General features: G+C 36.4%; 32 protein-coding genes, 2 pseudogenes and 1 other annotated feature (1 of these 35 only partly in view). Of the genes and pseudogenes, 13 read left to right on the forward strand and 21 right to left on the reverse strand.

The genetic code is table 11. The features are described from left to right. Positions 1 to 110: a binding site (T-box leader), on the reverse strand; it reaches 119 nt to the left of the window's first position. A 77-nt stretch (positions 111 to 187) separates the two neighbouring features. The 5 genes and pseudogenes from ACYVEC_RS20400 to acsA form a co-directional block, all read right to left on the reverse strand. Then, positions 188 to 433, reverse strand: a complete 246-nt coding sequence (locus ACYVEC_RS20400; RefSeq protein ID WP_048531770.1) for a hypothetical protein — start codon at positions 431 to 433, stop codon at positions 188 to 190. Beyond that, on the reverse strand, positions 414 to 959 hold the full coding sequence (locus tag ACYVEC_RS20405) for an RNA polymerase sigma factor (RefSeq protein ID WP_063222477.1): 546 nt from the start codon (positions 957 to 959) through the stop codon (positions 414 to 416). Before ACYVEC_RS20405 ends, ACYVEC_RS20400 begins: the two co-directional genes overlap by 20 nt. Continuing rightward, positions 940 to 1395 carry a lipoprotein gene (locus ACYVEC_RS20410; RefSeq protein WP_000066437.1) on the reverse strand — a complete coding sequence of 152 codons (456 nt, stop codon included), beginning with the start codon at positions 1393 to 1395 and terminating at the stop codon, positions 940 to 942. Before ACYVEC_RS20410 ends, ACYVEC_RS20405 begins: the two co-directional genes overlap by 20 nt. A gap of 66 nt (positions 1396 to 1461) precedes the next feature. After that, positions 1462 to 1737 (reverse strand): annotated as a pseudogene (locus ACYVEC_RS20415) (maltose acetyltransferase domain-containing protein). Positions 1738 to 1822: 85 nt separating this feature from the next. Further along, positions 1823 to 3541, reverse strand: coding sequence for an acetate--CoA ligase (gene acsA, locus ACYVEC_RS20420; protein WP_063222475.1), 1719 nt, complete (start codon positions 3539 to 3541; stop codon positions 1823 to 1825). Between the two features lie 176 nt (positions 3542 to 3717). Here acsA and acuA point away from each other — a divergent pair, with 176 nt between their 5' ends. The 4 genes from acuA to ACYVEC_RS20440 all read left to right on the forward strand — a co-directional run bounded on the left by acuA (position 3718) and on the right by ACYVEC_RS20440 (position 7254). Then, on the forward strand, positions 3718 to 4350 hold the full coding sequence (gene acuA, locus ACYVEC_RS20425) for an acetoin utilization protein acetyltransferase AcuA (protein WP_199677851.1): 633 nt from the start codon (positions 3718 to 3720) through the stop codon (positions 4348 to 4350). Between the two features lie 18 nt (positions 4351 to 4368). After that, complete coding sequence (locus tag ACYVEC_RS20430) at positions 4369 to 5013, forward strand: acetoin utilization AcuB family protein (protein WP_000634565.1); 645 nt, start codon at positions 4369 to 4371, stop codon at positions 5011 to 5013. Further along, positions 5010 to 6176 carry an acetoin utilization protein AcuC gene (gene acuC / locus ACYVEC_RS20435; RefSeq protein WP_080468436.1) on the forward strand — a complete coding sequence of 389 codons (1167 nt, stop codon included), beginning with the start codon at positions 5010 to 5012 and terminating at the stop codon, positions 6174 to 6176. The genes ACYVEC_RS20430 and acuC overlap by 4 nt, the downstream gene beginning before the upstream one ends. Positions 6177 to 6378: 202 nt before the next feature. After that, positions 6379 to 7254, forward strand: a complete 876-nt coding sequence (locus ACYVEC_RS20440; protein WP_080468435.1) for an alpha/beta fold hydrolase — start codon at positions 6379 to 6381, stop codon at positions 7252 to 7254. A gap of 57 nt (positions 7255 to 7311) precedes the next feature. Here ACYVEC_RS20440 and ACYVEC_RS20445 read toward each other — a convergent pair whose 3' ends face one another. The 3 genes from ACYVEC_RS20445 to ACYVEC_RS20455 all read right to left on the reverse strand — a co-directional run bounded on the left by ACYVEC_RS20445 (position 7312) and on the right by ACYVEC_RS20455 (position 9869). Next, entirely contained in the window at positions 7312 to 7599 is a 288-nt protein-coding gene (locus ACYVEC_RS20445) for a hypothetical protein (RefSeq protein WP_063222471.1), read from the reverse strand. A 124-nt stretch (positions 7600 to 7723) separates the two neighbouring features. Further along, a complete protein-coding gene (locus tag ACYVEC_RS20450) occupies positions 7724 to 8413 on the reverse strand; it encodes a response regulator transcription factor (protein WP_063222470.1) in 690 nt (229 codons plus the stop codon). A gap of 1 nt (position 8414) precedes the next feature. After that, complete coding sequence (locus tag ACYVEC_RS20455; protein WP_275719068.1) at positions 8415 to 9869, reverse strand: sensor histidine kinase; 1455 nt, start codon at positions 9867 to 9869, stop codon at positions 8415 to 8417. Between the two features lie 149 nt (positions 9870 to 10018). Between ACYVEC_RS20455 and ACYVEC_RS20460 the strand changes: the two genes are divergently transcribed. The 3 genes from ACYVEC_RS20460 to mscL all read left to right on the forward strand — a co-directional run bounded on the left by ACYVEC_RS20460 (position 10019) and on the right by mscL (position 12232). Further along, entirely contained in the window at positions 10019 to 10699 is a 681-nt protein-coding gene (locus tag ACYVEC_RS20460) for an ankyrin repeat domain-containing protein (protein ID WP_063222468.1), read from the forward strand. Between the two features lie 79 nt (positions 10700 to 10778). Next, on the forward strand, positions 10779 to 11705 hold the full coding sequence (locus ACYVEC_RS20465; RefSeq protein WP_275719069.1) for a Gfo/Idh/MocA family protein: 927 nt from the start codon (positions 10779 to 10781) through the stop codon (positions 11703 to 11705). Positions 11706 to 11833: 128 nt separating this feature from the next. Beyond that, positions 11834 to 12232: a large-conductance mechanosensitive channel protein MscL gene (mscL, locus tag ACYVEC_RS20470; protein ID WP_000267001.1), complete on the forward strand. Its 399-nt coding sequence runs from the start codon at positions 11834 to 11836 to the stop codon at positions 12230 to 12232. Positions 12233 to 12281: 49 nt separating this feature from the next. Here mscL and ACYVEC_RS20475 read toward each other — a convergent pair whose 3' ends face one another. Then, the gene (locus ACYVEC_RS20475) at positions 12282 to 12554 is read right to left on the reverse strand and encodes a DUF3917 domain-containing protein (protein WP_000636592.1); all 273 of its coding nucleotides are present in this window, start codon (positions 12552 to 12554) and stop codon (positions 12282 to 12284) included. Between the two features lie 152 nt (positions 12555 to 12706). On the opposite strand from ACYVEC_RS20475, the gene dhp61 reads away from it, so the two are divergent. From dhp61 to ACYVEC_RS20490, 3 genes are all read left to right on the forward strand, one after another. Continuing rightward, positions 12707 to 13003 (forward strand): protein Dhp61, encoded by a 297-nt coding sequence (dhp61, locus tag ACYVEC_RS20480; RefSeq protein WP_063222466.1) that lies wholly within the window; start codon positions 12707 to 12709, stop codon positions 13001 to 13003. A gap of 79 nt (positions 13004 to 13082) precedes the next feature. Continuing rightward, positions 13083 to 13319 carry a DUF3949 domain-containing protein gene (locus ACYVEC_RS20485; protein ID WP_063222465.1) on the forward strand — a complete coding sequence of 79 codons (237 nt, stop codon included), beginning with the start codon at positions 13083 to 13085 and terminating at the stop codon, positions 13317 to 13319. A gap of 13 nt (positions 13320 to 13332) precedes the next feature. Then, entirely contained in the window at positions 13333 to 13695 is a 363-nt protein-coding gene (locus ACYVEC_RS20490) for a DUF4288 domain-containing protein (RefSeq protein WP_098555665.1), read from the forward strand. A 34-nt stretch (positions 13696 to 13729) separates the two neighbouring features. Here ACYVEC_RS20490 and ccpA read toward each other — a convergent pair whose 3' ends face one another. The 5 genes and pseudogenes from ccpA to ACYVEC_RS20515 form a co-directional block, all read right to left on the reverse strand. Then, on the reverse strand, positions 13730 to 14728 hold the full coding sequence (gene ccpA, locus ACYVEC_RS20495; RefSeq protein WP_063222463.1) for a catabolite control protein A: 999 nt from the start codon (positions 14726 to 14728) through the stop codon (positions 13730 to 13732). Positions 14729 to 15186: 458 nt separating this feature from the next. After that, a pseudogene (locus tag ACYVEC_RS20500) lies at positions 15187 to 15320 on the reverse strand (bifunctional 3-deoxy-7-phosphoheptulonate synthase/chorismate mutase); the annotation flags it as partial. A 112-nt stretch (positions 15321 to 15432) separates the two neighbouring features. After that, a complete protein-coding gene (locus tag ACYVEC_RS20505; RefSeq protein WP_098555667.1) occupies positions 15433 to 16449 on the reverse strand; it encodes a CamS family sex pheromone protein in 1017 nt (338 codons plus the stop codon). Positions 16450 to 16566: 117 nt separating this feature from the next. After that, positions 16567 to 16893, reverse strand: a complete 327-nt coding sequence (gene ytxJ, locus ACYVEC_RS20510; protein WP_063222461.1) for a bacillithiol system redox-active protein YtxJ — start codon at positions 16891 to 16893, stop codon at positions 16567 to 16569. Next, positions 16893 to 17405: a DUF948 domain-containing protein gene (locus ACYVEC_RS20515; protein WP_080468442.1), complete on the reverse strand. Its 513-nt coding sequence runs from the start codon at positions 17403 to 17405 to the stop codon at positions 16893 to 16895. The genes ytxJ and ACYVEC_RS20515 overlap by 1 nt, the downstream gene beginning before the upstream one ends. Before the next feature lie 187 nt (positions 17406 to 17592). Here ACYVEC_RS20515 and ACYVEC_RS20520 point away from each other — a divergent pair, with 187 nt between their 5' ends. After that, positions 17593 to 18708, forward strand: coding sequence for an aminopeptidase (locus ACYVEC_RS20520; protein WP_098555668.1), 1116 nt, complete (start codon positions 17593 to 17595; stop codon positions 18706 to 18708). A gap of 39 nt (positions 18709 to 18747) precedes the next feature. Here ACYVEC_RS20520 and ACYVEC_RS20525 read toward each other — a convergent pair whose 3' ends face one another. From ACYVEC_RS20525 to ACYVEC_RS20540, 4 genes are all read right to left on the reverse strand, one after another. Then, a complete protein-coding gene (locus ACYVEC_RS20525) occupies positions 18748 to 19182 on the reverse strand; it encodes a hypothetical protein (RefSeq protein WP_063222459.1) in 435 nt (144 codons plus the stop codon). 15 nt (positions 19183 to 19197) lie between these two features. Further along, positions 19198 to 19380: a hypothetical protein gene (locus tag ACYVEC_RS20530; RefSeq protein ID WP_063222458.1), complete on the reverse strand. Its 183-nt coding sequence runs from the start codon at positions 19378 to 19380 to the stop codon at positions 19198 to 19200. Further along, a complete protein-coding gene (locus ACYVEC_RS20535) occupies positions 19377 to 19781 on the reverse strand; it encodes a PH domain-containing protein (RefSeq protein WP_063222457.1) in 405 nt (134 codons plus the stop codon). Before ACYVEC_RS20535 ends, ACYVEC_RS20530 begins: the two co-directional genes overlap by 4 nt. Positions 19782 to 19883: 102 nt before the next feature. Then, positions 19884 to 20438, reverse strand: coding sequence for a GNAT family N-acetyltransferase (locus ACYVEC_RS20540; protein ID WP_063222456.1), 555 nt, complete (start codon positions 20436 to 20438; stop codon positions 19884 to 19886). 141 nt (positions 20439 to 20579) lie between these two features. Between ACYVEC_RS20540 and ACYVEC_RS20545 the strand changes: the two genes are divergently transcribed. Both ACYVEC_RS20545 and ACYVEC_RS20550 read left to right on the forward strand, forming a co-directional pair. Beyond that, positions 20580 to 20924: a PadR family transcriptional regulator gene (locus ACYVEC_RS20545; RefSeq protein WP_063222455.1), complete on the forward strand. Its 345-nt coding sequence runs from the start codon at positions 20580 to 20582 to the stop codon at positions 20922 to 20924. Next, a complete protein-coding gene (locus ACYVEC_RS20550) occupies positions 20921 to 21583 on the forward strand; it encodes a hypothetical protein (RefSeq protein WP_063222454.1) in 663 nt (220 codons plus the stop codon). The genes ACYVEC_RS20545 and ACYVEC_RS20550 overlap by 4 nt, the downstream gene beginning before the upstream one ends. 54 nt (positions 21584 to 21637) lie before the next feature. Here the strand turns inward: ACYVEC_RS20550 and murC are convergent, their stop codons facing one another. The 3 genes from murC to ACYVEC_RS20565 all read right to left on the reverse strand — a co-directional run. Next, positions 21638 to 22948: a UDP-N-acetylmuramate--L-alanine ligase gene (murC, locus tag ACYVEC_RS20555; protein WP_060632578.1), complete on the reverse strand. Its 1311-nt coding sequence runs from the start codon at positions 22946 to 22948 to the stop codon at positions 21638 to 21640. Between the two features lie 252 nt (positions 22949 to 23200). Further along, on the reverse strand, positions 23201 to 24319 hold the full coding sequence (locus ACYVEC_RS20560) for a nicotinate phosphoribosyltransferase (RefSeq protein ID WP_063222453.1): 1119 nt from the start codon (positions 24317 to 24319) through the stop codon (positions 23201 to 23203). A gap of 61 nt (positions 24320 to 24380) precedes the next feature. After that, on the reverse strand, positions 24381 to 26625 hold a 2245-nt coding region (locus ACYVEC_RS20565), incomplete at its 5' end, for a DNA translocase FtsK (RefSeq protein ID WP_460508093.1).

The raw sequence follows: 26625 nt of genomic DNA on the forward strand, positions 1-26625 counted from the left end.
AAAGATGCTCTAGGGGCGTAATTCGCGATCATCTATGTGCTGATTTTCACCGGCCATCAGCTCTCTAAAACAGGGAAATGATCACTACTTCTCCCTTTCCACGCTCAATTATTCATATACTTTTCTTTATACCATCATTTATATAGGCGTGTCAAATAGAGGTGGAATTTCTCACCTTGCCAATCCTTTACAACGTCGCAAAGAGTATCGTAATAAGAGAAAGAATCGGAACTCCAACTAGCAACGAGACATGAAACACAACTGATAAATCATTTCCTATCGTCGCCTCCACAGGATCTTTCGCCGGAGAACCAAGAAATCCGATTAATCGATCGAAGCGACTTACCGTTTTTGGAAAGTCCGGTACTTCTACATGGTCACTATCTAAATGCTGTTTTAATTTATATTCACTCTTAAAGGGATTTTCGCTCAATTTCATCCACCTCCAGCAATTGTTTCAATTTCTTTATCCCGTTATGAAGTCTCGATTTCACTGTTCCAATCGGAATGTTTAATATTTCTGCAATCTCTTTTTGCTGCATATCATGATAATAAGAAAGGATCAGGACCGCTCTTTGCTCTTCAGGAACTTTCAAAATCGCGTCCCTTACTGTGAGCCGATCTTCGTGAGAAAATTCTTTTTCCGGAATCGGCACTAAAAACGGCAAAAGCGTACGCCACTTTTTTCTCCTATTTAATTTATTAATCATAAGACGATAACCGATTTGAAATAAATACGTTTTTATTTTTCCTTTTTCAGGCTCATACATATGTTTCTTTCGTTCTAACGTCAAAAACGTATCTTGCACAAGGTCGATACTCAGCTGTTCATCTCGATTAAAGCGATACAGAAATGTATATAGCGCTGGTTTAATTAAAACGTATAGTTTTTCTCCAGCCTGCTTATTTCCACTTTGATACGCCAGCATGAGCTCTTCCTCAATCCCAATCTGCGCCATGATTTTTGATCTCCTTTATTCCTTTTAACGTTAATGAAATACGGGAAATTAAATAGCAACTTGCGACAATAATCCATACTTGTGATTGATTCGTAAAAAATTGAACGTACGGGTTTTGAATTGTCTGGCCGGTTGAAACTAAAATATTTAATGCTTGCACACATATGCATGCATACACTGCAAGACAAGCCGAAATCGTATCAAATACATTCCAACGAAAGTACACTTTTGTTTTTGTAAAATCAATTTTATATCCTTTTTTCCGTACTATATGTTTTCTATCAAACGGAATAATGATTGAAAACATCACAATCATCATGACTCCAGCTGTGATCATTGAAACTTTAAATCCAATCGGCATCGGTAATAACAGACCACAAGAAAATACGGCTATAATTCCAATTAAAGCAAAAGTAAGAAGTAATTTATTAGACATATAAAAGCCTCCCTCATCTATTCTTTCATAAATGTATACAGACGAGGAAGGTGCTTCGTTCAAATATTATTTTATTTTTTTAATAACCTTTGCAGGATTTCCGCCAACTACTACATGATCTGGCACATCTACCGTTACAACGGCGCCAGATGCGATAACCGTATTGTCTCCAGTTGTCCCAAATAGTTCTTTTACGATTCCACTACGTTATTCTAATTTTACTTCTAATGTTTCATTTAACTTTCTTGTTAATATACGAGAACACTCCCTCTCTTGTACTAAAACTGGATCAGTCGGTATATATATTTCTCCTAGTATCATTTTTTCTTTTTCTGTTTTCATTTTATTTCCTCTTTAACTTCTATGTAGGTTAAAGAGGGAATAAAAAAGAAAGGTCTGAACGTTGTTTCGTTCAGATCTTTCTCTCTTAATCTTCCATCGTTGATAAGTCACCTGTTGGTAAGTTTAACTCCCACGCTTTTAATACGCGGCGCATAATTTTACCACTTCTCGTTTTCGGTAATTTATCTCTAAATTCAATTTGTCTTGGCGCCGCATGAGCTGCTAAGCCTTTCTTTACAAATTGACGAATTTCTTCTTTTAACTCTTCAGATGGCTCGTATCCCACGCGAAGCGCGATAAATGCTTTAATGATTTCTCCGCGAACTGGATCAGGAATACCAATTACACCAGCTTCTGCAACAGCAGCATGCTCAATTAATTTGCTTTCTACTTCAAATGGACCAACGCGCTCACCTGACGTCATAATTACATCATCAATACGTCCTTGGAACCAGAAGTATCCATCTTCATCCATGTATGCAGAATCACCTGATACGTACCAGTCTCCTGGCATGAAGTAAGACTCATACTTTTGCTGGTTATTCCAGATTCCGCGCATCATTGCTGGCCAACCTTTACCAATTGCTAAGTTACCCATTGTGTATGGAGGCACTTCATTTCCTTCATTATCAACAATCGCTGCTTTCACACCTGGAATTGGTTTACCCATTGAACCTGGACGGATTTCCATACAAGGGTAGTTACAAATAACTTGTCCACCTGTTTCTGTCATCCACCACGTATCATGAATACGAAGTCCAAATGCGCTCATACCCCAGCGAATTACTTCTGGATTTAATGGTTCACCAACACTTAATACGTGGCGCACTTGTGATAAATCATATTTTTTAATTGCATCTTGTCCAGCTCCCATTAACATACGGAAAGCTGTTGGTGCGCTATACCAAACTGTTACACCGTAATCTTGCAGTGCTTCATACCACGCTTCTGGACTAAAGCGTCCGCCTAAAACAACATTTGATGCTCCGACTAACCACGGTGCGAAAATACCATAAGCAGTTCCCGTTACCCAGCCTGGATCAGCTGTGCACCAATATACATCGTCTTCTTTTAAATCTAATACCCACTTCGCCGTTTGATAGTGCTGAACCATTGCGTTTTGCGCATGTAGCACACCTTTTGGCTTACCAGTAGAACCAGACGTGTAATGAAGGATTAAACCGTCTTCACGGCCTAACCATTCGATATGTAATTCTTTTGAAGCTTGTTCGAATAAAGGATTGAACGCTACCGTTTTACCGCCTTCTTCTACATTGTCTCCAACAAGGAAGACTGTTTTTAAAGCTGGTAAATCATTTAATGGTACACGCTCTAGCAATTCAGGCGTTGTAATTAACACCTTTGCTTCGCTATCTTCTAAACGGTCGCGAACTGCACCTTCCATAAATGCTTCAAATAGCGGTCCAACGATTGCCCCTAATTTCACTGCACCAAGAAGTGCGAAATATAACTCTGGGGAACGCGGCATAAAAATAAAAACGCGATCGCCTTTTTCTACATCGCCATAATTTTTCAGGACGTTTCCTGCTTTATTAGAAAAATCCTTCATTTCCTTAAATGTATATTTCTCTTTTCGCGATCCATCTTGATAATAAAGAGCTACTTTATTCTTTCGATCGGATTTTGCATGCTTATCAATTGCCTCATACGCCATATTTACTCGGCCTGTCTCATTCCAAGTAAAGTTTTTATTAACCTCTTCCCAGTTAAAATTCGCGTATGCCTCATCATAATTCGGCAAATTATTTTCTCCTTTAATGACAGGAAGCGTTTCTACTTTCATACTTTACATCCCCCTCCTATGTATTCTATTATCTATTATAATGATATTATTTAAAATTTTCAGTATATTTGTTGATTTTTAGACAAATTTTTAATGACAAAATTCGATTCACATCGCATATATTATAAAGTACGATATTAATAGATTCACAAACCCTCAAGGTGGTGAGCAATACATTGATTCATAAAAAAATATATAATGCTAGAAACTTAAAAACAGCGAAAGGCACTTTAATTATTGAAGGTCCTGTCTCTACACATAACTTAGAAATGTATGAATTTCATCCAGATTTAGTTGCGTTTCGTCCTGCCGAGCAGCAGTATAAAGCAATTGTCGAAATTTCTAAATTACCAGAAGCTCGTCTCATTATTGCTAGACATAACCAAACAATCGTTGGATATGTTACATATTTATATCCTGATCCGCTCGAACGATGGTCAGAAGGAAAAATCGAAAACTTAATTGAACTCGGGGCAATTGAAGTAGTCCCAGCCTTCCGCGGATGCGCTGTCGGAAAGAACTTATTAGAGGTTTCAATGATGGACGATTATATGGAAGATTACATTATATTGACGACTGAATATTATTGGCACTGGGATTTAAAACAAACAGGCTTAAATGTTTGGGAATATCGAAAAGTAATGGAAAAGATGATGAATGCTGGTGGCTTACAATGGATGGCTACAGATGATCCTGAAATTTGCTCGCATCCCGCTAACTGTTTAATGGTCCGCATCGGTAAACGCGTTGATACGGATTCTATTCAAGCATTTGATCGTCTACGTTTTCACAATCGTTTTATGTACTAAATAAAGGGGGCAACTGGAATGATTGTAGAAGAAATTATGAATCAAGATGTGGTGACACTACACCCAAACGATACAATCGAAACAGCAATCCGAACGATACGCACGAAAGGCATTCGGCACATTCCAATTGTCGATCAAAATAATCATGTCGTAGGCATTATTTCTGATCGGGATGTAAGAGATGCAAGTCCATCAATTCTTGATGAACAAGTTCCACTCGCTATGCTGAAACAACCGCTCGACCTTATTATGAAACAACCTGTTATGACTTGCCATCCTCTTGATTTCGTTGAGGAAATTGCCACCTTATTTTTTGAAAATAAAATAGGGTGCCTTCCTGTAACAAAGGCTGGAAAGTTAGTTGGAATCATTTCTGAATCCACTGTACTGCACACGTTAGTGAAATTAACAGGAGCACATCAACCAAGTTCACAAATTGAAATTCAAGTAAAAAATGAACCTGGTATTCTTGGAAAAGTCGTTGCTATTTTTAGTGATTTGCAAATAAATATCGTGAGCGTTCTCGTCTACCCAGCAAAAGATGAGAATGATAAAGTACTCGTTTTCCGCATTCAAACCATGAATCCGCTAAAAGTGATTGATGCACTTGAAGCAGAAGGCTACCGCGTATTATGGCCGAACATCATGGGGATGCAAGCATGAGTAGCGCGTTTATTTATTCGGATGACTTTCGGGGCTATTCGTTTAGCCCTGATCATCCCTTTAACCAACTGCGCGTCACACTTACGTATGATTTATTACAAAAAGGCGGTTTTATCTCTCCCTCTCAAATCATCTCACCACGGATGGCTACAGATGAAGAGATTGCCTACGTTCATACAGAGGAGTACATAAATGCGGTAAAACGTGCTGGAGAAGGTAAGTTAGAAAAATCAATTGCGATGACATATGGGCTCGGAACAGAAGATACACCGATGTTTCCAAATATGCACGAAGCAAGCGCATTACTCGTTGGCGGTACGTTAACTGCTGTCGATGCTGTTCTTTCAGGGAAAGTAAAACACGCGCTTAATTTAGGCGGTGGCTTACATCACGGTTTCCGCGGCAAGGCATCTGGCTTTTGCATCTATAACGATAGTTCCATCGCAATGAAATATATACAGAAAAAATACGGTTTACGTGTTTTATATATTGATACAGATGCTCATCACGGTGATGGTGTACAATGGTCTTTTTACGACGACCCTAACGTATGTACCATTTCCTTACATGAAACGGGGCGTTATTTATTCCCCGGAACTGGCGCTGTAAATGAGCGCGGACAAGGTAATGGCTATAGTTATTCTTTTAACGTTCCACTCGATGCTTTTACAGAAGACGAATCGTTTTTAGATTCATATCGAACTGTCGTAAAAGAAGTTGCCGCATACTTTAAACCGGATATTATTTTAACGCAAAACGGAGCCGATGCACATTATTACGACCCACTTACACACCTTTGCGCAACGATGAATATTTACCGTGAAATACCAAAGCTTGCTCGCGAAATCGCTAATGAATATTGCGACGGTCGCTGGATTGCTGTCGGCGGCGGTGGCTATGACCACTGGCGCGTCGTCCCAAGAGCTTGGGCACTCATTTGGCTCGAAATGAACAACATCCAAAACATCTCAGGTTATCTCCCTCCAGAATGGATTGACGCTTGGAAAGGACAAGCAGAAACAGAACTTCCCCTCACATGGGAAGATCCAGACAACATGTATAAACCTATCCCCCGTAAACCAGAAATTGAAGAAAAGAATGCATTAACTGTAGCGAAATCCCTTGAAATTATTCGGAATAATATGACAAAATCTTTGTACTAAACGAAAAGGAGGCTCGTTTTTGAATAGCCTCCTTTTATTTATTGTCGGTTTCTGTCGGTAAGTCGATATATTTTAATAATCGCTGATATATTTCAGGTTCCGCCGATATATTCTGATAATCGCTGATATATTTTGAGTTGCGCCGATATATTCCAATAATCGCTGATATATTTTCATTTAGTCACAGTCTGGCCCAATTTTCATGAGGAAAGGTCGTGATATTATGTGGAAACAACAAATGATCCACACGAAACGTGGCACATTCGAGCTTTTTACTAAAGGCAGTGGCGAACCACTTTGCATTACACATCACTATTCACAATTTAATAAAACTGGCGATTATTTTGCGGATGTTTTCACTTCTACGCATCTTGTATTCCTCATTAATTTACGAGACGCTGGTAACTCAGCAAAAACCAATTCAGAACACGAATTAAGTATGATTGAAACGATTCACGACTTAGAAGCAATTAAAGAAGCTTTGCAATTTTCCACATGGCATTTCGCTGGCCATTCAACTGGCGGTATGCTTGGAATTTTATATGCAATCACATATCCAAAATCCTTACAATCATTAGTCGTGGTTGGAGCCGCAGCAAGTAACTATACAGAAACACCATTTTGTATTTATCATCCGGAACATCCTCAGTTTCATTATATGCAACAACTCATTGAAAACTTAAAAAGCCCTCACCTTACAAATGAAGAACGAAAAGAATTATCTACGAAGAGAACAAATTTATCATTGTATAAACCAGAAAACTACAATTCTTATTTTGATAAACCAATCACAAAAATAATGTCTGCTAGCCGGATGAACGCTTTCAATAAAGAATATCCTTTATTTGATTTAAGAGAGTATTTACCTTCTATCAATACAAAGACCCTTATTATGTGCGGACGACACGATGTGCAATGCCCGATTCAGTATTCTATTGAGTTGCATGAGGGTATACGTAATTCTATATTCGTTCCATTTGAGGACAGCAACCATTATCCTTTTTTAGAAGAAGCTGCTCAGTTTACTTCTACTACTCAAGCATTTTATAAATTATTACGTCAGTACCGTTATTATTAAGGAAGTCTAAACAATGACAAAAAGCTCAAAGTCTCTATATGACTATGAGCTTAATTTTTAGAAGAAATATTTCATACTAAAAACAACTAAAAGAACACAAGAAATAACAACTAAACCCACATCGAGTAATACTGCCTTTTTATCTCCTTCTTTTAAACTTATCATAAAACTAGAAATTATTTTAATTCCAAAAAAGACCATCATAAATAACCCACCGAAATGATCATTCGTATAATCTTCATCAAAAAACATTTGTATTGCACCAATAATTAATAAGATAAGTATGATATTAGTTCCAATTTTTAAAACCTTGCTTGATTTATTATCTTTTAATGTCTCCCCCAAAATGTAGCACTCCCTCTCATGCTCTCCTATTTTTATTCCTCTTTATACTTTAACATAAATTTCCTATTTTTCTTTTTTGTTCGAATAACATACAAAAAAACCTGCCAATTACTCGGCAGGTTCCCTACACATTAAAACGATAACCAGCTCCCCACACTGTTTCAATATATTGTGGGTGAGCGGGATCTCTTTCAATTTTTTCACGTAATTTTCTAATGTGAACGACAACAGTGGCTAAATCACCAGCAGAGTCTAATCCCCAAATACGTTCAAATAACTGTTCTTTATTTAATACTTGGTTTGGATGCGTTACAAAGAATGTTAATAAATCAAATTCCTTCGTTGTAAACGCAATTTCTTCATTGTTTATAAAAACTTTTCTCGCCCTTTGATCAATAGAAATTCCGTGAATATATAACGTATCGCGTTGCTTACTTACATTTCCTGATAATCTTTCATAACGAGAAATATGGGCTTTTACCCTTGCGACTAATTCACTTGGGCTAAACGGTTTCGTTATATAATCATCCGCTCCTAAACCGAGCCCGCGAATTTTATCTATATCTTCCTTCTTTGCTGAAACAAGTAAAATCGGAATATCTTTTATAGCTCGAATTTGCTTACAAATTTCAAATCCATTCATCTTTGGAAGCATAATATCTAAAATAATTAAATCGTAGTCTTCTTGCAGAGCCATTTGTAAACCTGTTTCTCCAGAGTGTTCTACATCAACTTGAAAATCACTAATTTCTAAATAATCTCGCTGTAATTCTGCAATGCTTACTTCGTCTTCTATTAGTAAAATTCTTTTCAAATTACTCACCACATTTCTCTACTTTTTCCAATGAGAAGAAAATATTTGTGCCTTTCCCAAGCTCGCTTTCCGCCCAAATATTCCCGCCATGTTCTTCAACAATTTGCTTCGCTATTGCTAAGCCAAGTCCACTTCCACCTGTACTAGAATTTCGCGATTGCTCTGCACGATAAAACCGTTCAAAAATATAAGGAAGTGTATCAGATTCGATACCTGATCCGTTGTCCATTACTTTCACAATAACTTTATTGTTATCACTCCATACTGTTACAGTAATTTTCTTTTCTTCTTTATCCATATATTTCACACTATTATGAATTAAATTTGATATCACTCTATTTATCTTTTCGCAATCAGCCGTTACATATAATGGTGATGCATGTAATTGTAAGTTAACTTCTATACCTTCTTTACTTAAATCCATCTGCATCTCTTCTATTAATTCTTGCATAAACATATTTAATTCAACCGTTTCAAACTGAAATGGAACTCGATTCAAATCGAGCTTTGAAAATAAAAATAATTCATCAATGAGTGTATCCATATGTCTTGCTTTCGTATGGATAGTCGTTAAGTACTTATCCATTTTTTCTGGTGTATTTGCTACCCCGTCTTTTATTCCTTCTACATATCCGATAATAGATGTAATCGGTGTTTTTAAATCATGAGAGATGTTTGAAATGAGCTCTTTTCGATTTTCTTCATACTGCGTTTGTATCTCTATCGACTCTTTTAATTTCTTTCTCATTTCTTCAAATCCTTGATTCAATTGCCCTATCTCATCGTGCGATGTAACTGGTATTTGAAAATCTAAATTTCCTTCTTTAATTTTCTCAGTCGCATCTTTCAATACAAAGATTGGTTTTATCACACTTCTTGAGACGAGATAACTTAATAATCCAATAAGCAACACGGCTAACAGTAAAAGTGATACAAACAAAATCGGAAATAATTTTTGTGTAAGATCTACAAATGAACTTTGCTTTTTTAATACAAATATACTCCCCTCTTCTTCCTGAGGAAAATAAAAATCAAACTTTACATATCGATAAAATGTATCACCTAGTTCCGTTGTACCACGACTATTAATATTTGCTGATTCAAATTTTGGAAGAGCTTCTTTTAAAGATACACTTTCAAATACTTTTGTAGTATAAGAAATGGTCTCTCCCTTTCTTACAACTATTTTCACCCCTTCTTTTTCAAGTGATGAAACGAACGATTCATCTAATAGTTGAGATTGATGTTTCTTTGCTGCCGACTTCAACTCAATATACGCATTCTCTTCTTCTGGTGTAAGTGGCTTTTGAATGTAAGAACTTTTATAGAAATTTTTCACTGACTCCAAATCACCTGTTATCGAAAAAACGATTAAAAATCCTGCAACTAATATAAGCGTAATAGAAACGAAAATGACAGCGATATAAGAAAATAAAAACCTTGTTTTAATAGACATATGTTACATCCTCACTTTATCAAACCTTATTACTAATAAGCATAAAAATATATGTTCAAATACTCAAGCGATTTTATAGTAATTTTAGCGTCAGTTTATAAAAATTTAATGTTCTTATTTTACAGTTGAAATTAGGAGGTTGAGATTCCATGTTCAAAAAAACATTAAGCATGATATGTTGTGTAATTTTTTTGCAAGGATGCTCGCAAGAACAAGAAGTTAAAAAGGAGATGACAAACATGGAGACCGCGCTACTAACAGCTACTGAGAAACAAGAAACGAATACTGTTATATCGTTACTCAAAAAAGGGGCTGACATAAATATAACAGACAATAAAGGACGTACTCCTCTTATGATTGCTACATACAAAAATGATGTAAAAACCGCCAAAGCGCTTATCGATGCTGGGGCCGACGTAAATATCCAAGATGATATGAAAAACAATCCCTTTCTTTACGCTGGTGCTGAGGGTTACTTGGATATTTTAAAACTAACGATTGATGCTGGCGCAGATCCAACGCTTACGAATCGATACGGCGGTACAGCTCTTATTCCAGCCTCAGAACATGGCTATATTGATGTTATAAAAGAACTCCTCACGCGAACAAATATCGATGTAAACCATGTAAATAACCTCGGATGGACAGCTTTAATGGAAGCCATCGTACTAAGTAACGGAAATGAAACACAACAACAAGTCATTCGTCTTCTTATTGAACACGGTGCAGATGTAAATATTCCAGACAATGATGGGGTTACCCCGCTAGAGCATGCTCGCGCTCATAACTTTAAAGAGATAGAAAAGATTTTGTTAGAAGGACATAAGTAAAAAGCTAATTTTTGCCTTCCTCCCCCACCCTATGCTACATTTAAGCCGTTACATCAATATTAATAGGGTGGGAATAAGCATGAACAAACCTAAAATTGGGATGATTGGACTTGGAAGTATTGCACAAAAAGCCTATCTTCCAACACTTACAAAAGAAACAGATTGGAATTTTGTAGGGGCGTTTACACCTAACGCGGAGAAAAGGAAACAAGTTTGCCAGCAATACCGTATTCAAGACTTTCATTCTATTGAAACGTTAGCTTCGGAATGCGATGCAATCTTCGTTCATAGTTCAACTGCTACGCATTATGAAATTGTTTCTGAACTTCTGAAAAAAGGAATCGATGTTTATGTAGATAAGCCGTTAGCTGCTACAGTGGAACAAGCTGAGAAACTAGTCGAATTGAGCGAACAGTACAATCGAAAGTTAATGGTCGGATTTAATCGCCGCTTCGTTCCTATGTACGTTGCGGCAAAAGAGCAAGCTCATGATATTTCGTGGATTCGAATTGAAAAACACCGTTCAAATAAAGTCGGGCCATATACGTACGACTTTACGATGTTAGATGATTACTTACATATTGTAGATACTGCTCGCTGGTTAGCTAATGATGACCTTAACATCGTTCACAATATGATGCAAATCAATGAAAAGAATGAACTTCTTTACGGACATCATACATATACAACTCCAAGTGGACTGTTACTTTCTACAGCGATGCACCGCCATGCCGGTACAAATTTAGAACAAATTGAACTTGTAACGACAGGGAAAATCATTCGTGTAAAAAATATGAATACATTTGAAGTTGAAGAGGAAAACTCTGTTTCACAAAGCGGTTCACCATCATGGGATACGACGTTAAAACAGCGCGGTTTTGAAGATGCTGTTCATCATTTTATTGAATGTGTACACGGAGACACAAAGCCATTAGTAGATGGTTTAGAAGGATTAAAAACGCAGCAATTGCTCCAATCTCTATTACAATCTGTAAACAAAAAGTAAAACGGATACATTTTTCAGAATTTACTTTCATTCCCATTTCCCCTTTATTTCTCTCGCAAATTTCTATAGAATATGTTGATAGGAATTATAAATTTCATAATGAATCGTGGAAAGGATGGGATTAACACATGTGGAACGAGTTTAAAAAATTCGCATTCAAAGGGAATGTAATCGATTTAGCTGTCGGGGTTGTAATCGGTGCTGCATTCGGTAAAATCGTTAGTTCTTTAGTAAAAGATATCATCACACCATTACTTGGTATGGTATTAGGTGGCGTTGACTTTACAGATTTAAAAATTACATTTGGTAAGTCATCTATTATGTATGGTAACTTCATCCAAACTATTTTTGATTTCTTAATTATTGCAGCGGCTATCTTTATGTTTGTTAAAGTATTCAACAAACTAACATCTAAAAGAGAAGAAGAAAAAGAGGAAGAAATTCCAGAACCAACAAAAGAAGAAGAACTTCTTGGCGAAATTCGCGACTTATTAAAACAACAAAATTCTTCTAAAGATAGAGCATAATTGAACGGATAAAAAGGCATGCCCCCTCGGGACATGCCTTTTCTATATGCTATAACGTTTCCGAATTCATATGAATAAATAAAATAATACCAGCAACCATAAGTACCATAATACTACCTGCAAATAGTGTAATACCCATAAACATTAAACTTGTGCTCATATCTACTGATACACTTTCAATAAAAATAGAAATTACATACGTGATAAGGGCAATTCCTGCAAGAATACTTCCTGGAACAAATCGCTTTAAGCCATTTTGTTTTAACGTCATATATGCAAAAATAGCAGTCATACAAAGCGTAATTATCCAAAGAACGATCATCTTTTCTCCCCCCTCACAAACCTTTTCTTTCTATTATACATGACATTGCCCTATAATAGTTGAATTTGCACTTATGTGACATATAACAAGGAATACCCCCAACTGTAGCGAAAGCATTACAACATACACTTACACAATGAGGAGTGGTTCATTTGGAATATACTACTGTAGGGGATTTAGAGTTAGTCGAACGATTCGATTATGTTACGATTGACTTAGACAAACAGTTTTTTTATATCGAAGTTGTAAATCTACAAAGCAATAAAGCTGTACTAAAAATATCAATTAACTTAGAAAAAGACGAAACGATGATAGAGGGAAATACAATTCAGTACGATACTTTGCACATAGAAGCATTATTACAAGGGTTAAAATGTGTTGCACAAACATGTATTGATCGCAATTTAAGCAACCAAGAGGAACTGTTCGCATTTCTAGAAGAAAATTAGCCCCAATTAAAAATGGTTATTTTTCTATTAATTGATATAATTATCATATACAAATATTCTTTATAAGGGAGTGTTCATAATGATCTGGATTTCACTAATCGTATTAGCCTATTTCATCATTCTCGTACCAATACAGTATAACTATATGAAGATGCTCAAAGAAAAACAGAAAAAAATGAATGCCTCACAAAACGAACTATATGACAACATGTCTTATGAAGAATCCCAAATACACTATCATGATCAAAGTAACGTCTTTACAATACCAGCTTCACTTGTAGCAAGTATTGTTTATAAAATGAAACATTCGGCATAAGGAGATTTCCCAAATGTACGCTGTAAAATTATTGTTTGAATCTGTTCATTCTGGTGAGCCTGATCCTACGAAAATTGATGAGCATTATGAAGAGAGTCACGATACACTTTTTGAAGAAAGTATTATTCTTGTTAAGGCAAACAGTATAGAGGAAGCTCACGAATTAGGTGAAAAGATAGCTATACACTCTGAAGAATCGTACGATAATATGTACGGTGAGCAAGTAACGTGGACGTTTCGAAAAGTATTGCATGTGTTTGAATTAGACGATACACCATTTGAAACGGGAAAAGAATTGTACGCAAGATTTTTACACGTTAAGAAAAATGAAACGGTAGATACCGTATTAAAAGCATACTACCCTGAATATGAATAAAAGCTCACAGCAAATGCTGTGAGCTTTTTTATACTTACTTCGTTGAATCTCTAAATTGGATACGGTGAGGTAAGATAACAGTGTGATCTTCCACTTTTTCTTTGTTCATATACTTTGTTAATAGACGCATTGCTACTGCACCGATATCATACATTGGTTGTACAACTGTTGAAAGCTGTGGACGTACCATTAATGCAAGGCGTGTATTATCGAAACCAAGTACTTCTACATCAGTTGGTACGTTTAATCCAGCGTCTTGTGCTGCATGAATTACACCTAGTGCCATTTCGTCAGAAGATACGAAGATCGCTGTTGGCTTCTCATCACTGCTCCAAAGCTTTTCGAAAGCTTCGATACCTGAATCATATGTGTAATCTCCATCAATTACAAGATTTTCATCATATGAAATACCTACTTCTTCTAGAGCTTTTTTATAACCTTGTAACTTCTTCGCGCTTCCCGCTTTATCAATGAAAGGACCAGAGACGAAACCGATACGCTTATGTCCTTGCTCAATAAAGTGCTTCATTGCGTCGTAAGCTGCTTGTGTATAATCGATATTTACTGATGGCGTTTCATTTTGCTCATCAAATGACGCTGCTAATACGATTGGTACTGGAGACTTTTTGAATTCTTCAATGTGAATGTCTGTAATATCTTCACCCATGAAAACAATTCCGTCTACTTGTTTTCCAAGCATCGTATTTAATAAATGGAACTCTTTCTCTTTGTTTTGGTCAGAGTTACTTAAAATGATGTTATATTTGTACATCGTTGCGATATCTTCAATTCCACGAGCAAGTTCTGCATAAAATGTATTTGAGATATCAGGAATAATAACACCTACTGTAGTTGTCTTCTTACTTGCTAGTCCACGTGCTACCGCATTTGGGCGGTATCCTAAACGATCAATTGCTTCTAATACTTTCTTTCTTGTTGTAGGCTTTACATTTGGGTTACCGTTCACAACGCGTGATACGGTAGCCATTGAAACGTTCGCTTCGCGCGCTACATCATAGATTGTTACGTTCATCTCATCGCACACTCCTTCTATTTTTGTTATCTATTTTTATGTATCGGTTACTTGAATGAAAAAAAGACATCAACTCTATTTGCAGATGCCACCAATCGTCCCGAGTTCTTCCTTTTACTAATGATACGATAAAAACGCAGGCTCATACAATATTTTCCCGCAAAAGTTTCGAAAAAATTCGCTTCTTTTCTCGTATTTTCGTATTTTTTATGAAAAAAAGGGCATTTTTTGTAAAAATATAGATGTTTCATAAGTAGGAACCTTATTTTAAGCAGTACGATAGTAAATGAAATTTATATCGGCGATTTTTTTAATATATCGATCGCAGCTCAAAATATATCAGCGATTTTCCAAATATATCGATCACAACTCCAATTATATCAGCGATTTTCCAAATATATCGACTTACCAACAAAAATCGACAATGTCAGTCATTTGATGCGCTGGATCTGGAAGTACTTCACAACTGACAATAGAAGATCACGGCGTCCTGTAGAATGCGTTATATCGACAACGCCAGGGGTAAATAGGTTTCTTTCTTTAAAATCGGCACAGCGGAAATATGACGCGTATAAGGCATCGCTCTTTCAAATTCTTATATGTTACTTTATAGCTGATATATATACAATTTTCAAATCCTCTCTCAACAAACAACGTACACTTTCATTTAAAATAAAAAAAGACAGTTTAAACACTGTCTTTTTTTACAAGAAGGAAACAAACGGTTTATCGCTGTTTTTCTCTTTTATAACAATTGCCTCGATTTTATTCTCGGACTTTATCTGTAATTGCACTTTTGCACCTTTCGGTAATTGTTCTAACATACTTTGAGCAGCCAGTTGGGTAAGGGCCATTAATTCTGTTTTACCGTTATATTTAATAACAATATTCATATTTAATGTATCCATTTGATCTTTCTTATAAGAAACCTTAGCATTTACTGGGATAAAATCTCCAGGAGAAAAATCTTTCATTGCCTTAGCAAAGTTATTTATTTTTGTATTATCTTCTCCATGTGCTTGTGTAAATTCATCAGAAGGATATGAATACGCTTTTTCTTCAATCGTATTCCAATTTCCAAGATTCGTATCATTTTTTTGAACGGTAGCACTAGCAATATACGTACCATTTTTTAAAGAACTTGTACTTTCTTGCTTAAAGATAGCAAACGTAATTGGGGATTTATTATACTTGTCATTTTTATGAATAGCTTCAATAAGTTGCTTGGCAACTTCGGTCCCCTTAGACATTGCTTCTTCATTCGATACGCTTGAAGACATAGCTAAACCAATCATAACACCAGATAAACTTAGTTCGTTTGAATTCTGCTTCCCGAAATAGTCTTGTTCTATAATATTTGTCAAAACGGGTGCTTCTACTTTGCCGACTAGTTCATCAACTAACTTCTCAGGAATATACTGATTTAATTGAAGCACATGATTTTCTGTATCAAATTGCTCTTTTGCAATATTCATTAAACCATTTTCATACTCTGCTAAATCTAATTTAGAATTTGTTTTTATATTAGCTGTATTTATAACCTTTTGTTCTTTTAAAGGGATTACAGTTCTATAATAATCTTTAGAAACAGCAGTTCTCGGGATCATGCTTTTTTCTTTCGTATCTTTCTGTATAACTTCATCCTTCTTACTAATCGTATCATTACTACAAGCTCCTAGTAATAGACTTACGACCGCGAAAGATAATGCCATTTTCTTCATTACTTAAAACCTACTTTCAACAATCTAGTTATTTAGTTTGAACTATTAACAGTTTACCATTAAATATATTTCAACAAAAACAAAAAAAAGAAGCAAGCACCTTTCGCTTGCTTCTTTTTATTTAATATTCTCTTCTAAAGCATCTTTTTTAATATTCCAATGAGATGTATTCCATACTACCATCCCATCTTTTATGTATAAAACTTGCGGAGATTCATGTTTCATGCTGTACTGTTCTGCAACACGATTCGAAACATCTCTCGCATCTTGTACGTATAAGTAATACGCTGGTACCGCTCTTTCTTCACTACAATACGCTTGAAATTCTGTATAGGCACCATGACTAATCGGGCATGTCGTACTATGTTTAAAAAGAACATAAGGCTCGTTTTTTTCTACTAATACTTCAAGCTCTTCAATTGTTTCAACTTTTGTCATATTCATCACGATTCACCTCTCATACGAAGTCTAGAACGCTTCTCTTTCTTTTCAGCTTTTTTCTCGAGTCTTTCTAATTTACGCTCTTCTTTTTCAACCTTTTTCTCTTGTCTTGTCGAACGATAATGATTGTATACTTCAATTGCTGCGCTACTCCACTGTACAACTTGCGCTACTTTATCTGCATTATTTTCAATTTCGTCCGTAACAGACTCTGATACATTACGAAGTTTCGTATTTAAAGAATGGATTGTCGTTCCAATTCCATCTACACCCGATACCACTTTATTTAATGATTGTGATTTCTGTTGGATGTCATCAGCTAACGCATTTGTTTTATGTAATAATTGCTCCGTCTCTACGCTAATCCCTTGCATTTGCTTTTCTAAACCTTCTAACGTGCTTGCAACGTTTTCTAACGTCTTCTGAACCGATAACAACGTTCTGCATACATACACTACTAATACAGCGAAAGCAACCGCGATAATAGCTGCACTTACATATAAAAGAACTTGCATTTCATCACTTCCTTTATCTTTTTCATACTTTCCCCTATTATACAATCATTTTCCGTTTCGTTCTAATCCCTATCTTTTCATTAGAATTTTCATACTTATTCGTTAACTTTAACATAAATGATTCAACAAATTCCACTAAGTAGGTTACAATAGGGGAGGATACATAATTAGTAGGGAGGCTTTACATATGAAAGATCCACGCATTGAAAAGTTAGCATACAATTTAATTAACTACTCTATCCGCTTACAAAAAGGTGAAAAAGTATTAATTGAAAACTTTGGCTTACAAAAAGAACTTGTAACTGCACTTGTAAAAGAAGCATATGCAGCTGGTGGTTTCCCATTCGTTTCTTTAAAAGATCATCAAGTAGATCGCTCTTTATTAATGGGTGCTACTGAAGAACATTTCGAACAAATCGCTGCGTATGAAGCAAGCGTAATGAAAGATATGGACGCTTATATCGGTCTTCGCTCTGGCGATAACATTAACGAACAAGCTGACGTGCCAAGTGAAAGAATGCAAATTCACGGTCAAACAGTTGGTAAGAAAGTTCATAGAGACATCCGCGTTCCAAAAACACGCTGGGTTGTTCTTCGCTACCCAAATGCTTCTATGGCACAGCTTGCTAAAATGAGCACAGAAGCTTTCGAAGATTTCTACTTCGAAGTTTGTAACTTAGATTACGGTAAAATGGATAAGGCGATGGATAGCCTTGTTACATTAATGAATAAAACAGATAAAGTTCGCTTAACTGGTCCTGGAACTGACTTAACATTCTCTATTAAAGACATTCCAGCTATTAAATGCTCAGGTCATTTAAACATTCCAGACGGTGAAGTATACTCTGCACCAGTTCGTGATTCTGTTAACGGTACGGTTTCTTACAACACACCATCTCCTTACAACGGTTATACATTTGAAAATGTACAACTTAAGTTTGAGAACGGCCAAATTGTTGAAGCAACTGCAAACGATACAGAACGCATTAACAAAATCTTCGATACAGATGAAGGCGCACGCTACGTTGGTGAGTTCGCAATCGGCGTAAACCCATACATCTTACATCCAATGGGAGATATCCTATTCGATGAAAAAATCGATGGCAGCTTCCACTTCACTCCTGGACAAGCTTACGACGATGCATGGAACGGCAACAACTCGAACATTCACTGGGATTTAGTATGCATTCAACGTCCTGAATACGGCGGCGGCAAAATTTACTTCGACGACGTACTAATCCGTAAAGACGGACGCTTCGTTGTACCTGAACTAGAAGCTTTAAACCCAGAGAACTTAAAATAATAATAAAAACGCTCGGGATTTTCTCCGAGCGTTTTTTTATTAATACTCTAATAACTCTTTCGCCACATCTTCTGGCACTTTAAAACTCATTTTCTTATTTTTCATTTCAACTTCCACATACGGGACATCTTTATATACTGTCATCACACCAATTTCATGTAACTCTTTTTTATCTTTACTCGACTCCGATAATTTTGGTGTATCTTCTTGATACATTGTAAATGTTTTCCCTTGCGGAGTATCCAAAGGAGCCGATTGCATTTCCCACTTATCCATTTTCATGACTTCAAACAGCTTTTCAATTTCTTTCTTATCGGTAATTACTTTTTTCTCACTTGAATCAGTAAGTGATTCAATTTCAACTTTTTGTGCCTTTTCTAAGTTCATATCTGCCTTTTCCTTCTTCGTACTACATCCCATTAAAAGAACGGATGCGGTTAGCAGAAGTAAAAATAACATAAGGACTTTTTTCATTTCTAATCCTCCTAACTACATAGAGCTACTTTTCTCGCTTTTTGTTTGCTGAAAATGAAAATAATATAAAAGCGCCACTGCGATAGTATCAATTAATATTGGAACATATAAAGGCAGATTCCATTTCATATATACTCTAGTGCAACCAACAAGCACAAATAAAATTTCCAAGCAAAACAAAGGTTTTACATATTTCATTTCTTACCTACCATTTCTATTTTTACATTTGGATTCTCTTTCTCGATAAGCGCCAAAAATTCATTCCTATCTTGTGGCATCGCAACCATATGTACTTTGTATGCATTCGTAGTAATTTCAAGGTATTTTCCAACTTGACGAACAACTCTTATATCTTTTAATACAACATCATCATTTAAAATGCCGTACTTTAATACACCATTTTCTACTTTATGCTTTTTAATAAATACTTCCCAAACGAGTGGCACATTTACAATAAGGCATAAACCCATCCCAATTAAAGCTGACATCCACTGGGATTTATTTGTGACAATCATGACAAGTGGATATACAAACATAAAGGCTAACGTGAGACAAACAAAAATTACTACTGACTTACTTCTGTGGATTGGAAAATTCATACACGCACCTACTATCCTAAATTATACCATTAATTCCATTTTAGTTCATAAAAAAAGGCCATTTCTGAATGACCTTCTTAAAGAATATACCTATAACATTTCTTACTTATCTTGAATCTCTATCCACTCTGAAGCTAGTAAACTATATACAGCGATATCGTGAAAATGATCATATAACCATTCTTCATCTCTTAAAATACCATCTAACTTAAACTCTAAACGCTCTGGAATAGCGCGGCTTTTCACATTTTCAACACCGCATCTAATTTCCATTTTATTTAATTTTAAATTCTCAAATGCATAGTGAAGTACAGCCTTCACGCTACGCGTCATAATACCTTTCCCGCCAGCATCTTCTGCAAGGTAATACCCAAGACTCGCTGCTTTCTTCCCCCAACTTACTGGATGAATACCTACCATCCCAACGAGCTTTCCTTTATAACGTATACCACTTTCAAAACCGTCTCCCTCTGCAAACTTCTTTAACCACATCGGACAAATCTCATCATAAGCATCAGCAGATTTCATCCCATCTACCCAAGGAAGCCATCTTCTTAAATGGTTACGGTTTTGATTTATTAATTGATATAGTTCCTCTTTATGATGTTTTTCTAATAGTTGTAGTTCGATTTCTTCGTCTACTCGGAGTGTGAACATGGTTTTTAGCTCCTTTTAGTTTTCTTATTATTCTAACACTTAAAAATATAAATTGTTAAATATTTGAACTTTTCCTGTTTTACATAAGAATAATAACTATATACGATTGATATCTAGATATGAATCATATATAGTGAAAGTATGGAAAAAAATGATAATTTTATAATTCAATTACGTAAAGGTGTTTTTGATCTCGCTATATTGTCTTTAATAAGCAAACAACCTATGTACGGATACGAAATTACAAGTGCATTACAAGATATCCCTGTGTTTCATATCCCAAACGGTTCGATTTATCCTATATTAAATCGAATCACGAAAAACAATTGGGCTGTTTCCTATTGGGAAGAGTCCGGTGATGGACCAAAAAGAAAATACTATCGAATTACAGACGAAGGGAGAGAAATTTTAAATAGCCGCTTACATGATTATGATGCAGTGTATCAAGCTCTAATGTTACTAGCTACAGGAGATGATAAAAAATGAACAAAGAACAATTCTTTGCAAATGAACTCATAGCTTCTTTCTTACATGACCTTCACAAAGGTTTAATGAACTTACCTACCTCAGCACGAGAACAACATATGCTAGAAATCAAATCCGATTTATACGAAAATGCATTAAGTAAAGAAAGTGAAAGGATACCATCAGCAAACATCCCTTCACAAGTGATTGCAGAATTTCTTCCTTCAAAAGAACTAGCAAAGGAAATTGCAGCAGAATATACTGACGTTATTCAAGATGCACAACAATCTACAAATGCATTTATTAAATACTTTACAGGACTATCAGTTGCCCCACTTGTTGCTTTATCAGTACCTATCGCACTTGGTTTTGTAAATATTTCAGCTAATTTACCATTTGTACTAGCCTTTATCGCAAGCAACATTTGGTTCATCTGTAGAGAAAACCATTGGAATACAAATCAATTAAAATTTTTTAAAACAGTGATTTCCTTTGTTACTAGCGCTTCAATTGCTCTTCCATTTGCATTTTTCGCGATTCGAATTATGATAACAAAACAATTCGATATGTTTTCATTCTATTATTTAATTGGATATGTACTTTTTAGTTCTATATATATCATTTTATTAAAACAACTATACAAAAAGAATAAACAATACCAACATATCAACGCTTTTTAAATATATCGAACACAACAAAAAAAGACGCACAGCCACAGCTATGCGTCTTTTCTATTACTTCTCTGCAACTTGAACTTCTTTTACGTAAGCTGCTTCGAATTTTTGGATGTCTCCTGCGCCCATGAAAATGAGAACGCCGTTTTTATGTTTCTTTAATACATCCGTTGTTGTATCTGTAATTAGTTCTGCACCGTCAATACGCTTCTGCAGATCTTCGATTGTTAATTCACCTTTGTTTTCGCGCGCTGATCCGAAAATATCACATAAGTATACTTGGTCAGCTTTGCTTAGGCTTTCAGCGAACTCATCTAAGAACTTTTCTGTACGTGAGAATGTGTGCGGCTGGAATACAGCGACAACTTCACGCTCTGGATGTTTTTGACGAGCTGCTTCAATCGTTGCATTAATTTCTGTCGGATGGTGTGCGTAGTCATCGATAATAACTTGCTCTCCCATCGGCTTTTCATTAAAGCGACGTTTTACGCCTTCAAAAGTTGTTAGCTGATGCTTAACTGCTTCTACATCAACGTTTTCATAATGGCAAAGCGCGATTACTGCTAATGCATTTAATACGCTGTGGTTGCCGTATCCTGTAATTTTGAACGTGTCATAGTACGTATTACGAACGAATACATCGAAAATAGTACCATCTGTTCTCTTTTGAATGTTACGTGCTTGGAAATCATTATCTTCTCCAAATCCATAGAAAATAACAGGTACTTTCGCTTGAATTTTTTGAAGTTCTTCATCATCTCCACATGCAATAATGCCTTTTTTCACTTGCAATGCCATCTCTTGGAATGCACTGAATACATCATTGATATCTGTAAAGTAATCCGGATGATCAAAATCAATATTTGTCATAATCGCATAGTCTGGATTGTAAGACAAGAAATGACGACGATACTCACAAGCTTCAAATACAAAATACTTACTATTTTCTACCCCATGCCCTGTTCCATCTCCAATAAGGTAAGATGTAGGGTGTGCACCTTGCATTACATGGGCTAACAAACCAGTTGTTGATGTTTTTCCATGTGCACCAGTTACAGCAACACTTGTGTATTGGTTCATAAGATCACCTAAGAAGTGATGGTAACGATGTACTGGGATGTTTAATTCTTTTGCTGCTACGATTTCTTCATGCGTATCAGGAAATGCATTTCCTGCAATAATCACTTGTCCTTCTTTTACATTACTTTTATCAAAAGGAAGGATTGAGATACTACGCTTTTCCAACGCTGTTTGTGTAAAGAAACGCTTTTCATAATCAGACCCTTGAACAGTATGCTTCATGTCATGAAGAATTTGCGCTAATGAACTCATTCCTGTTCCTTTAATTCCTACAAAATGGTAAACTGTCATCTTAAAGAACCTCCAACATTTCGAACTAATACAACGGCCTATCTATAAGACAGTATATGAATCTTTTCTTATTTTGGTAATCATCATACATTTTTGATGTAGTGAAGTTATTCTTCCCTTCACTTATCAGGATAAACTCGTACGTACTTCTTTTTTATGTCCATAACAAATCCATTATAGCAAAAAAGAAGCCGCTATACTATGATAACAGAAAAACTGATAGGGTCAATCACCTATCAGTTTTTCTCTCTTTTACATATCTTCTCTTTTTTCTAATTGAACACGCTCTAGACGTGGATTCGGACGATATTTACGGCCAGCTTTCGCCTCTGGTTTTCCATTTAATTCTACGTTATCACCAGTAAAGCCAATATTCATTTTTAATAAGCTACTTCCTACCCCGTATATATCAACCGGCACGTTTTGAGCTTCAAATTCACGAATACGCTTCTCATCAAATCCACCAGTTACAACGATGTCTACATGCTGGAATCCTTCATCATCAAGTGCTTTACGAAGTGCAAATACAAGCGATGGGTTTACACCACGTGGATCGAATGTTCCAAGTACTTCTGGGTGGCGAATGAAGTATTGATCTATCATTGTGCGAGATGTATCTACACGTACACCTTTTAATGTTGATCCAAATTCACGCGCTACGCGAAGTGCATCTGTAATGACATCATTATTATAATCAATTAATACAACTAATTCATCTTCTGGGAATTTCTTATGATATGCTTTTGCCGCTTCAACAACATCACCATTAAACATTTGAATTAATGCGTGAGGCATTGTCCCCATACCACTTCTGCCCCACCATTCATTCATCGCATGCGTCGCTTGTGCGCTCATACCTCCGATGTATGCTGCATAACCGTCACCAGCTTGTTGTGTATAATGATCGTCACGGTCTCCCATGAAAATAACTGGTTTTTCTTTATCTACACTACGTGCAGCTTGGACAACGTTATATACGTTTGTCGCAACCGATGTACGACGAGCTAAAATCCCATCAATGACACCTTCTAAAAATCCGAAATTTTCATAAGGACCATGAATTGTTAACACTGTTTCAAATGGACTAATATTATCGCCATCTTTTAAAGAGTTAATTTCAAGTTCCTCAGGATTTTTAGCGAATGTTTGTAGCAATGCAATTACTTCATCTGTTCCGCAAAGAACTGCATTTTCCTTTTGGAAAAATTGCATCGTTACAACACTTTTCGGGCGAAATTCTTCAATGATTTCTCTAGTCTTTAAAAAGTAAACGGCAGAGAACCAACCTTCTCCAACACGTTCGTCAAATTTAAATGTTCTATTTGTTAGTCTATTTATTTCACCTTTTAATTTTAATTCAATTTCTTTCATGTCGCTTTACTCCCTACTTTACTATCCAACATTTTCTATTAGTATACAGCAAAACCATTTCCTATACATTTGTTTCCTGCATAGCAGCGAATTCATCCTCAGAAATAAGGACATCTCTCGGTTTCGTTCCTCTTCCTTCAGAAATAATCCCTTGCGATTCCATCTCTTCAATGAGACGTGCCGCGCGATTATAACCGATGCGGAATTTTCGCTGTACAGAAGATGTGGACGCTCCCCCTTGTTCTACAACAAATTGACATGCATCAAAGAACAATTCGTCTTCCGACTCAGCTTGTTCTGTTTTCGCTAATAAATCCTCTTGCTTAAATAAGTAGTTCGGCTTCATTTGCTTTCTCACATGATCAACTGTTTTCTCAATCTCATCATCCGATACATATACACCTTGTACACGAACTGGTTTAGACGTACCGTTTCCTAAGAATAACATATCACCACGGCCAAGTAATTTTTCCGCGCCCCCAATATCGATAATCGTACGCGAATCAACTTGAGATGATACTGTAAACGCAATACGCGTTGGAATGTTTGACTTAATTAAACCTGTAATAACATCTACAGATGGACGCTGCGTCGCAACTAATAAATGAATACCACACGCACGTGCTTTTTGCGCAATACGACAAATCGCTTCCTCAACATCACCAGGTGCTACCATCATTAAGTCGGCTAACTCGTCAATGACAATAACGATATAAGGTAATGTCTCTCCTGGAATTTCTCGCCCACTTACAATCGTATTGTAACGAGTTAAATCACGAGCACCAGCGTGCGCAAACAATTCATAACGACGCTCCATTTCTTCAACTGCCCACTTTAAAGCCGCTGTCGCTGCTTTTACATCCGTAATAACAGGTGCTACAAGATGTGGGACAGAATTGTATGGTGCAAGCTCAACCATTTTTGGATCGATTAACATTAACTTCACTTCATGCGGTTTCGCTTTATATAAAATGCTCGTTAAAATTGCGTTAATACACACACTTTTACCAGAACCTGTTGCACCCGCAATAAGTCCGTGTGGCATTTTTCGAATATCCGTTACAATCGGATCGCCTGAAATATCAAGTCCAAGCGCAACTGTAAGCGGTGATTCACTCTTTGTAAACACAGGACTTCTTAAAATTTCACGAAGAAATACTGGCTTACTCTCTTTATTTGGAACTTCGATTCCAATCGCACTCTTCCCTGGAATCGGCGCTTCAATACGAATATCTTTCGCAGCTAAACTTAACTTAATATCATCACTTAAGTTTGTAATTTTATTTACTTTCACACCTGGATCTGGCTGTACTTCAAAACGAGTTACTGCCGGACCTTGCGACACATTAATAACATGTGCGCCAACATGGAAATTATTAAACGTCGTATCTAATAATTCTTTCTGTTCATCCAACCATTCCGTATTATCTAACGCTGCTTGCTGTGGAATTGACAACAACGTTAATGGCGGAACAGCATATGTCGGTGGTGTTTGCAATACATTTCGCATATCGTTCTCTCTTTGATTTACAACATATGCTTTCTCTTGTACTTCCGTACTCGAAATTGGCTTTTGTACTTGCTCTACCACTACTTGTTGTACTGGACGTTCTTCCACTTGTGATTCTACTACCACTTGCTGCACTGGCTTTTCTTCCACTTGTGGGGCCACCACTACTTGCTGCATTGGTTGTTCTTCCACTCGTGATTCTACCACTACTTGCTGCATTGGTTGTTCTTCTACTTGTGGTTCCACTACCATTTGCTGCATCGGTTGTTCTTCCACTTGTGGTTCCACCACTACTTGCTGCACTGGGCGTTCTTCTACTTGTGGTTCTACTACCCCTTGTTGCATTGGGCGTTCTTCCACTTGTGAGTCTACCACTACTTGTTGCATTGGTTTCTCTTCCACTTGTGAGCCTACCACTACTTGTTGCATTGGTTTCTCTTCCACTTGTGAGCCTACCACTACTTGTTGCATTGGTTTCTCTTCCACTTGTGAGTCTACCACTACTTGTTGCATTGGTTTCTCTTCCACTTGTAGGTCCACTGCCACTTGTTGCACTGGTTTCTCTTCCACTTGTGGGTCTACTGCCACTTGTTGTACGGGCTTCTTCTCTACTCGTTCACTCATAGAAGCTTGCATTGCATTCGTTCTAGCCGCATGTCTTTCCATTAATCTCGTTCTGTCTTGTTTCAACATAACAACATTAAATGGTACATGACGCTTTTTCTCACGTTTTGGTTCTTCTTTTTGTACAACTGGTTGTTTTTCCGCAATCGGTGCTTCTTCTACAACTGATTGT

The sequence above is a fragment of the Bacillus sp. MN7755 genome (assembly GCF_054771475.1).

Coding starts and splice junctions, on each gene's coding strand:
- ACYVEC_RS20405 (WP_063222477.1), bottom strand. CDS start 959: ATGGCGCAGATTGGGATTGAGGAAGAGCTCATGCTGGCGTATCAAAGT.
- ACYVEC_RS20410 (WP_000066437.1), bottom strand. CDS start 1,395: ATGTCTAATAAATTACTTCTTACTTTTGCTTTAATTGGAATTATAGCC.
- acsA (WP_063222475.1), bottom strand. CDS start 3,541: ATGAAAGTAGAAACGCTTCCTGTCATTAAAGGAGAAAATAATTTGCCG.
- ACYVEC_RS20430 (WP_000634565.1), top strand. CDS start 4,369: ATGATTGTAGAAGAAATTATGAATCAAGATGTGGTGACACTACACCCA.
- acuC (WP_080468436.1), top strand. CDS start 5,010: ATGAGTAGCGCGTTTATTTATTCGGATGACTTTCGGGGCTATTCGTTT.
- ACYVEC_RS20440 (WP_080468435.1), top strand. CDS start 6,379: ATGAGGAAAGGTCGTGATATTATGTGGAAACAACAAATGATCCACACG.
- ACYVEC_RS20455 (WP_275719068.1), bottom strand. CDS start 9,869: ATGTCTATTAAAACAAGGTTTTTATTTTCTTATATCGCTGTCATTTTC.
- ACYVEC_RS20460 (WP_063222468.1), top strand. CDS start 10,019: ATGTTCAAAAAAACATTAAGCATGATATGTTGTGTAATTTTTTTGCAA.
- ACYVEC_RS20465 (WP_275719069.1), top strand. CDS start 10,779: ATGAACAAACCTAAAATTGGGATGATTGGACTTGGAAGTATTGCACAA.
- mscL (WP_000267001.1), top strand. CDS start 11,834: ATGTGGAACGAGTTTAAAAAATTCGCATTCAAAGGGAATGTAATCGAT.
- ACYVEC_RS20475 (WP_000636592.1), bottom strand. CDS start 12,554: ATGATCGTTCTTTGGATAATTACGCTTTGTATGACTGCTATTTTTGCA.
- ACYVEC_RS20485 (WP_063222465.1), top strand. CDS start 13,083: ATGATCTGGATTTCACTAATCGTATTAGCCTATTTCATCATTCTCGTA.
- ACYVEC_RS20490 (WP_098555665.1), top strand. CDS start 13,333: ATGTACGCTGTAAAATTATTGTTTGAATCTGTTCATTCTGGTGAGCCT.
- ccpA (WP_063222463.1), bottom strand. CDS start 14,728: ATGAACGTAACAATCTATGATGTAGCGCGCGAAGCGAACGTTTCAATG.
- ACYVEC_RS20505 (WP_098555667.1), bottom strand. CDS start 16,449: ATGAAGAAAATGGCATTATCTTTCGCGGTCGTAAGTCTATTACTAGGA.
- ytxJ (WP_063222461.1), bottom strand. CDS start 16,893: ATGAATATGACAAAAGTTGAAACAATTGAAGAGCTTGAAGTATTAGTA.
- ACYVEC_RS20515 (WP_080468442.1), bottom strand. CDS start 17,405: ATGCAAGTTCTTTTATATGTAAGTGCAGCTATTATCGCGGTTGCTTTC.
- ACYVEC_RS20520 (WP_098555668.1), top strand. CDS start 17,593: ATGAAAGATCCACGCATTGAAAAGTTAGCATACAATTTAATTAACTAC.
- ACYVEC_RS20525 (WP_063222459.1), bottom strand. CDS start 19,182: ATGAAAAAAGTCCTTATGTTATTTTTACTTCTGCTAACCGCATCCGTT.
- ACYVEC_RS20530 (WP_063222458.1), bottom strand. CDS start 19,380: ATGAAATATGTAAAACCTTTGTTTTGCTTGGAAATTTTATTTGTGCTT.
- ACYVEC_RS20535 (WP_063222457.1), bottom strand. CDS start 19,781: ATGAATTTTCCAATCCACAGAAGTAAGTCAGTAGTAATTTTTGTTTGT.
- ACYVEC_RS20540 (WP_063222456.1), bottom strand. CDS start 20,438: ATGTTCACACTCCGAGTAGACGAAGAAATCGAACTACAACTATTAGAA.
- ACYVEC_RS20545 (WP_063222455.1), top strand. CDS start 20,580: ATGGAAAAAAATGATAATTTTATAATTCAATTACGTAAAGGTGTTTTT.
- ACYVEC_RS20550 (WP_063222454.1), top strand. CDS start 20,921: ATGAACAAAGAACAATTCTTTGCAAATGAACTCATAGCTTCTTTCTTA.
- murC (WP_060632578.1), bottom strand. CDS start 22,948: ATGACAGTTTACCATTTTGTAGGAATTAAAGGAACAGGAATGAGTTCA.
- ACYVEC_RS20560 (WP_063222453.1), bottom strand. CDS start 24,319: ATGAAAGAAATTGAATTAAAATTAAAAGGTGAAATAAATAGACTAACA.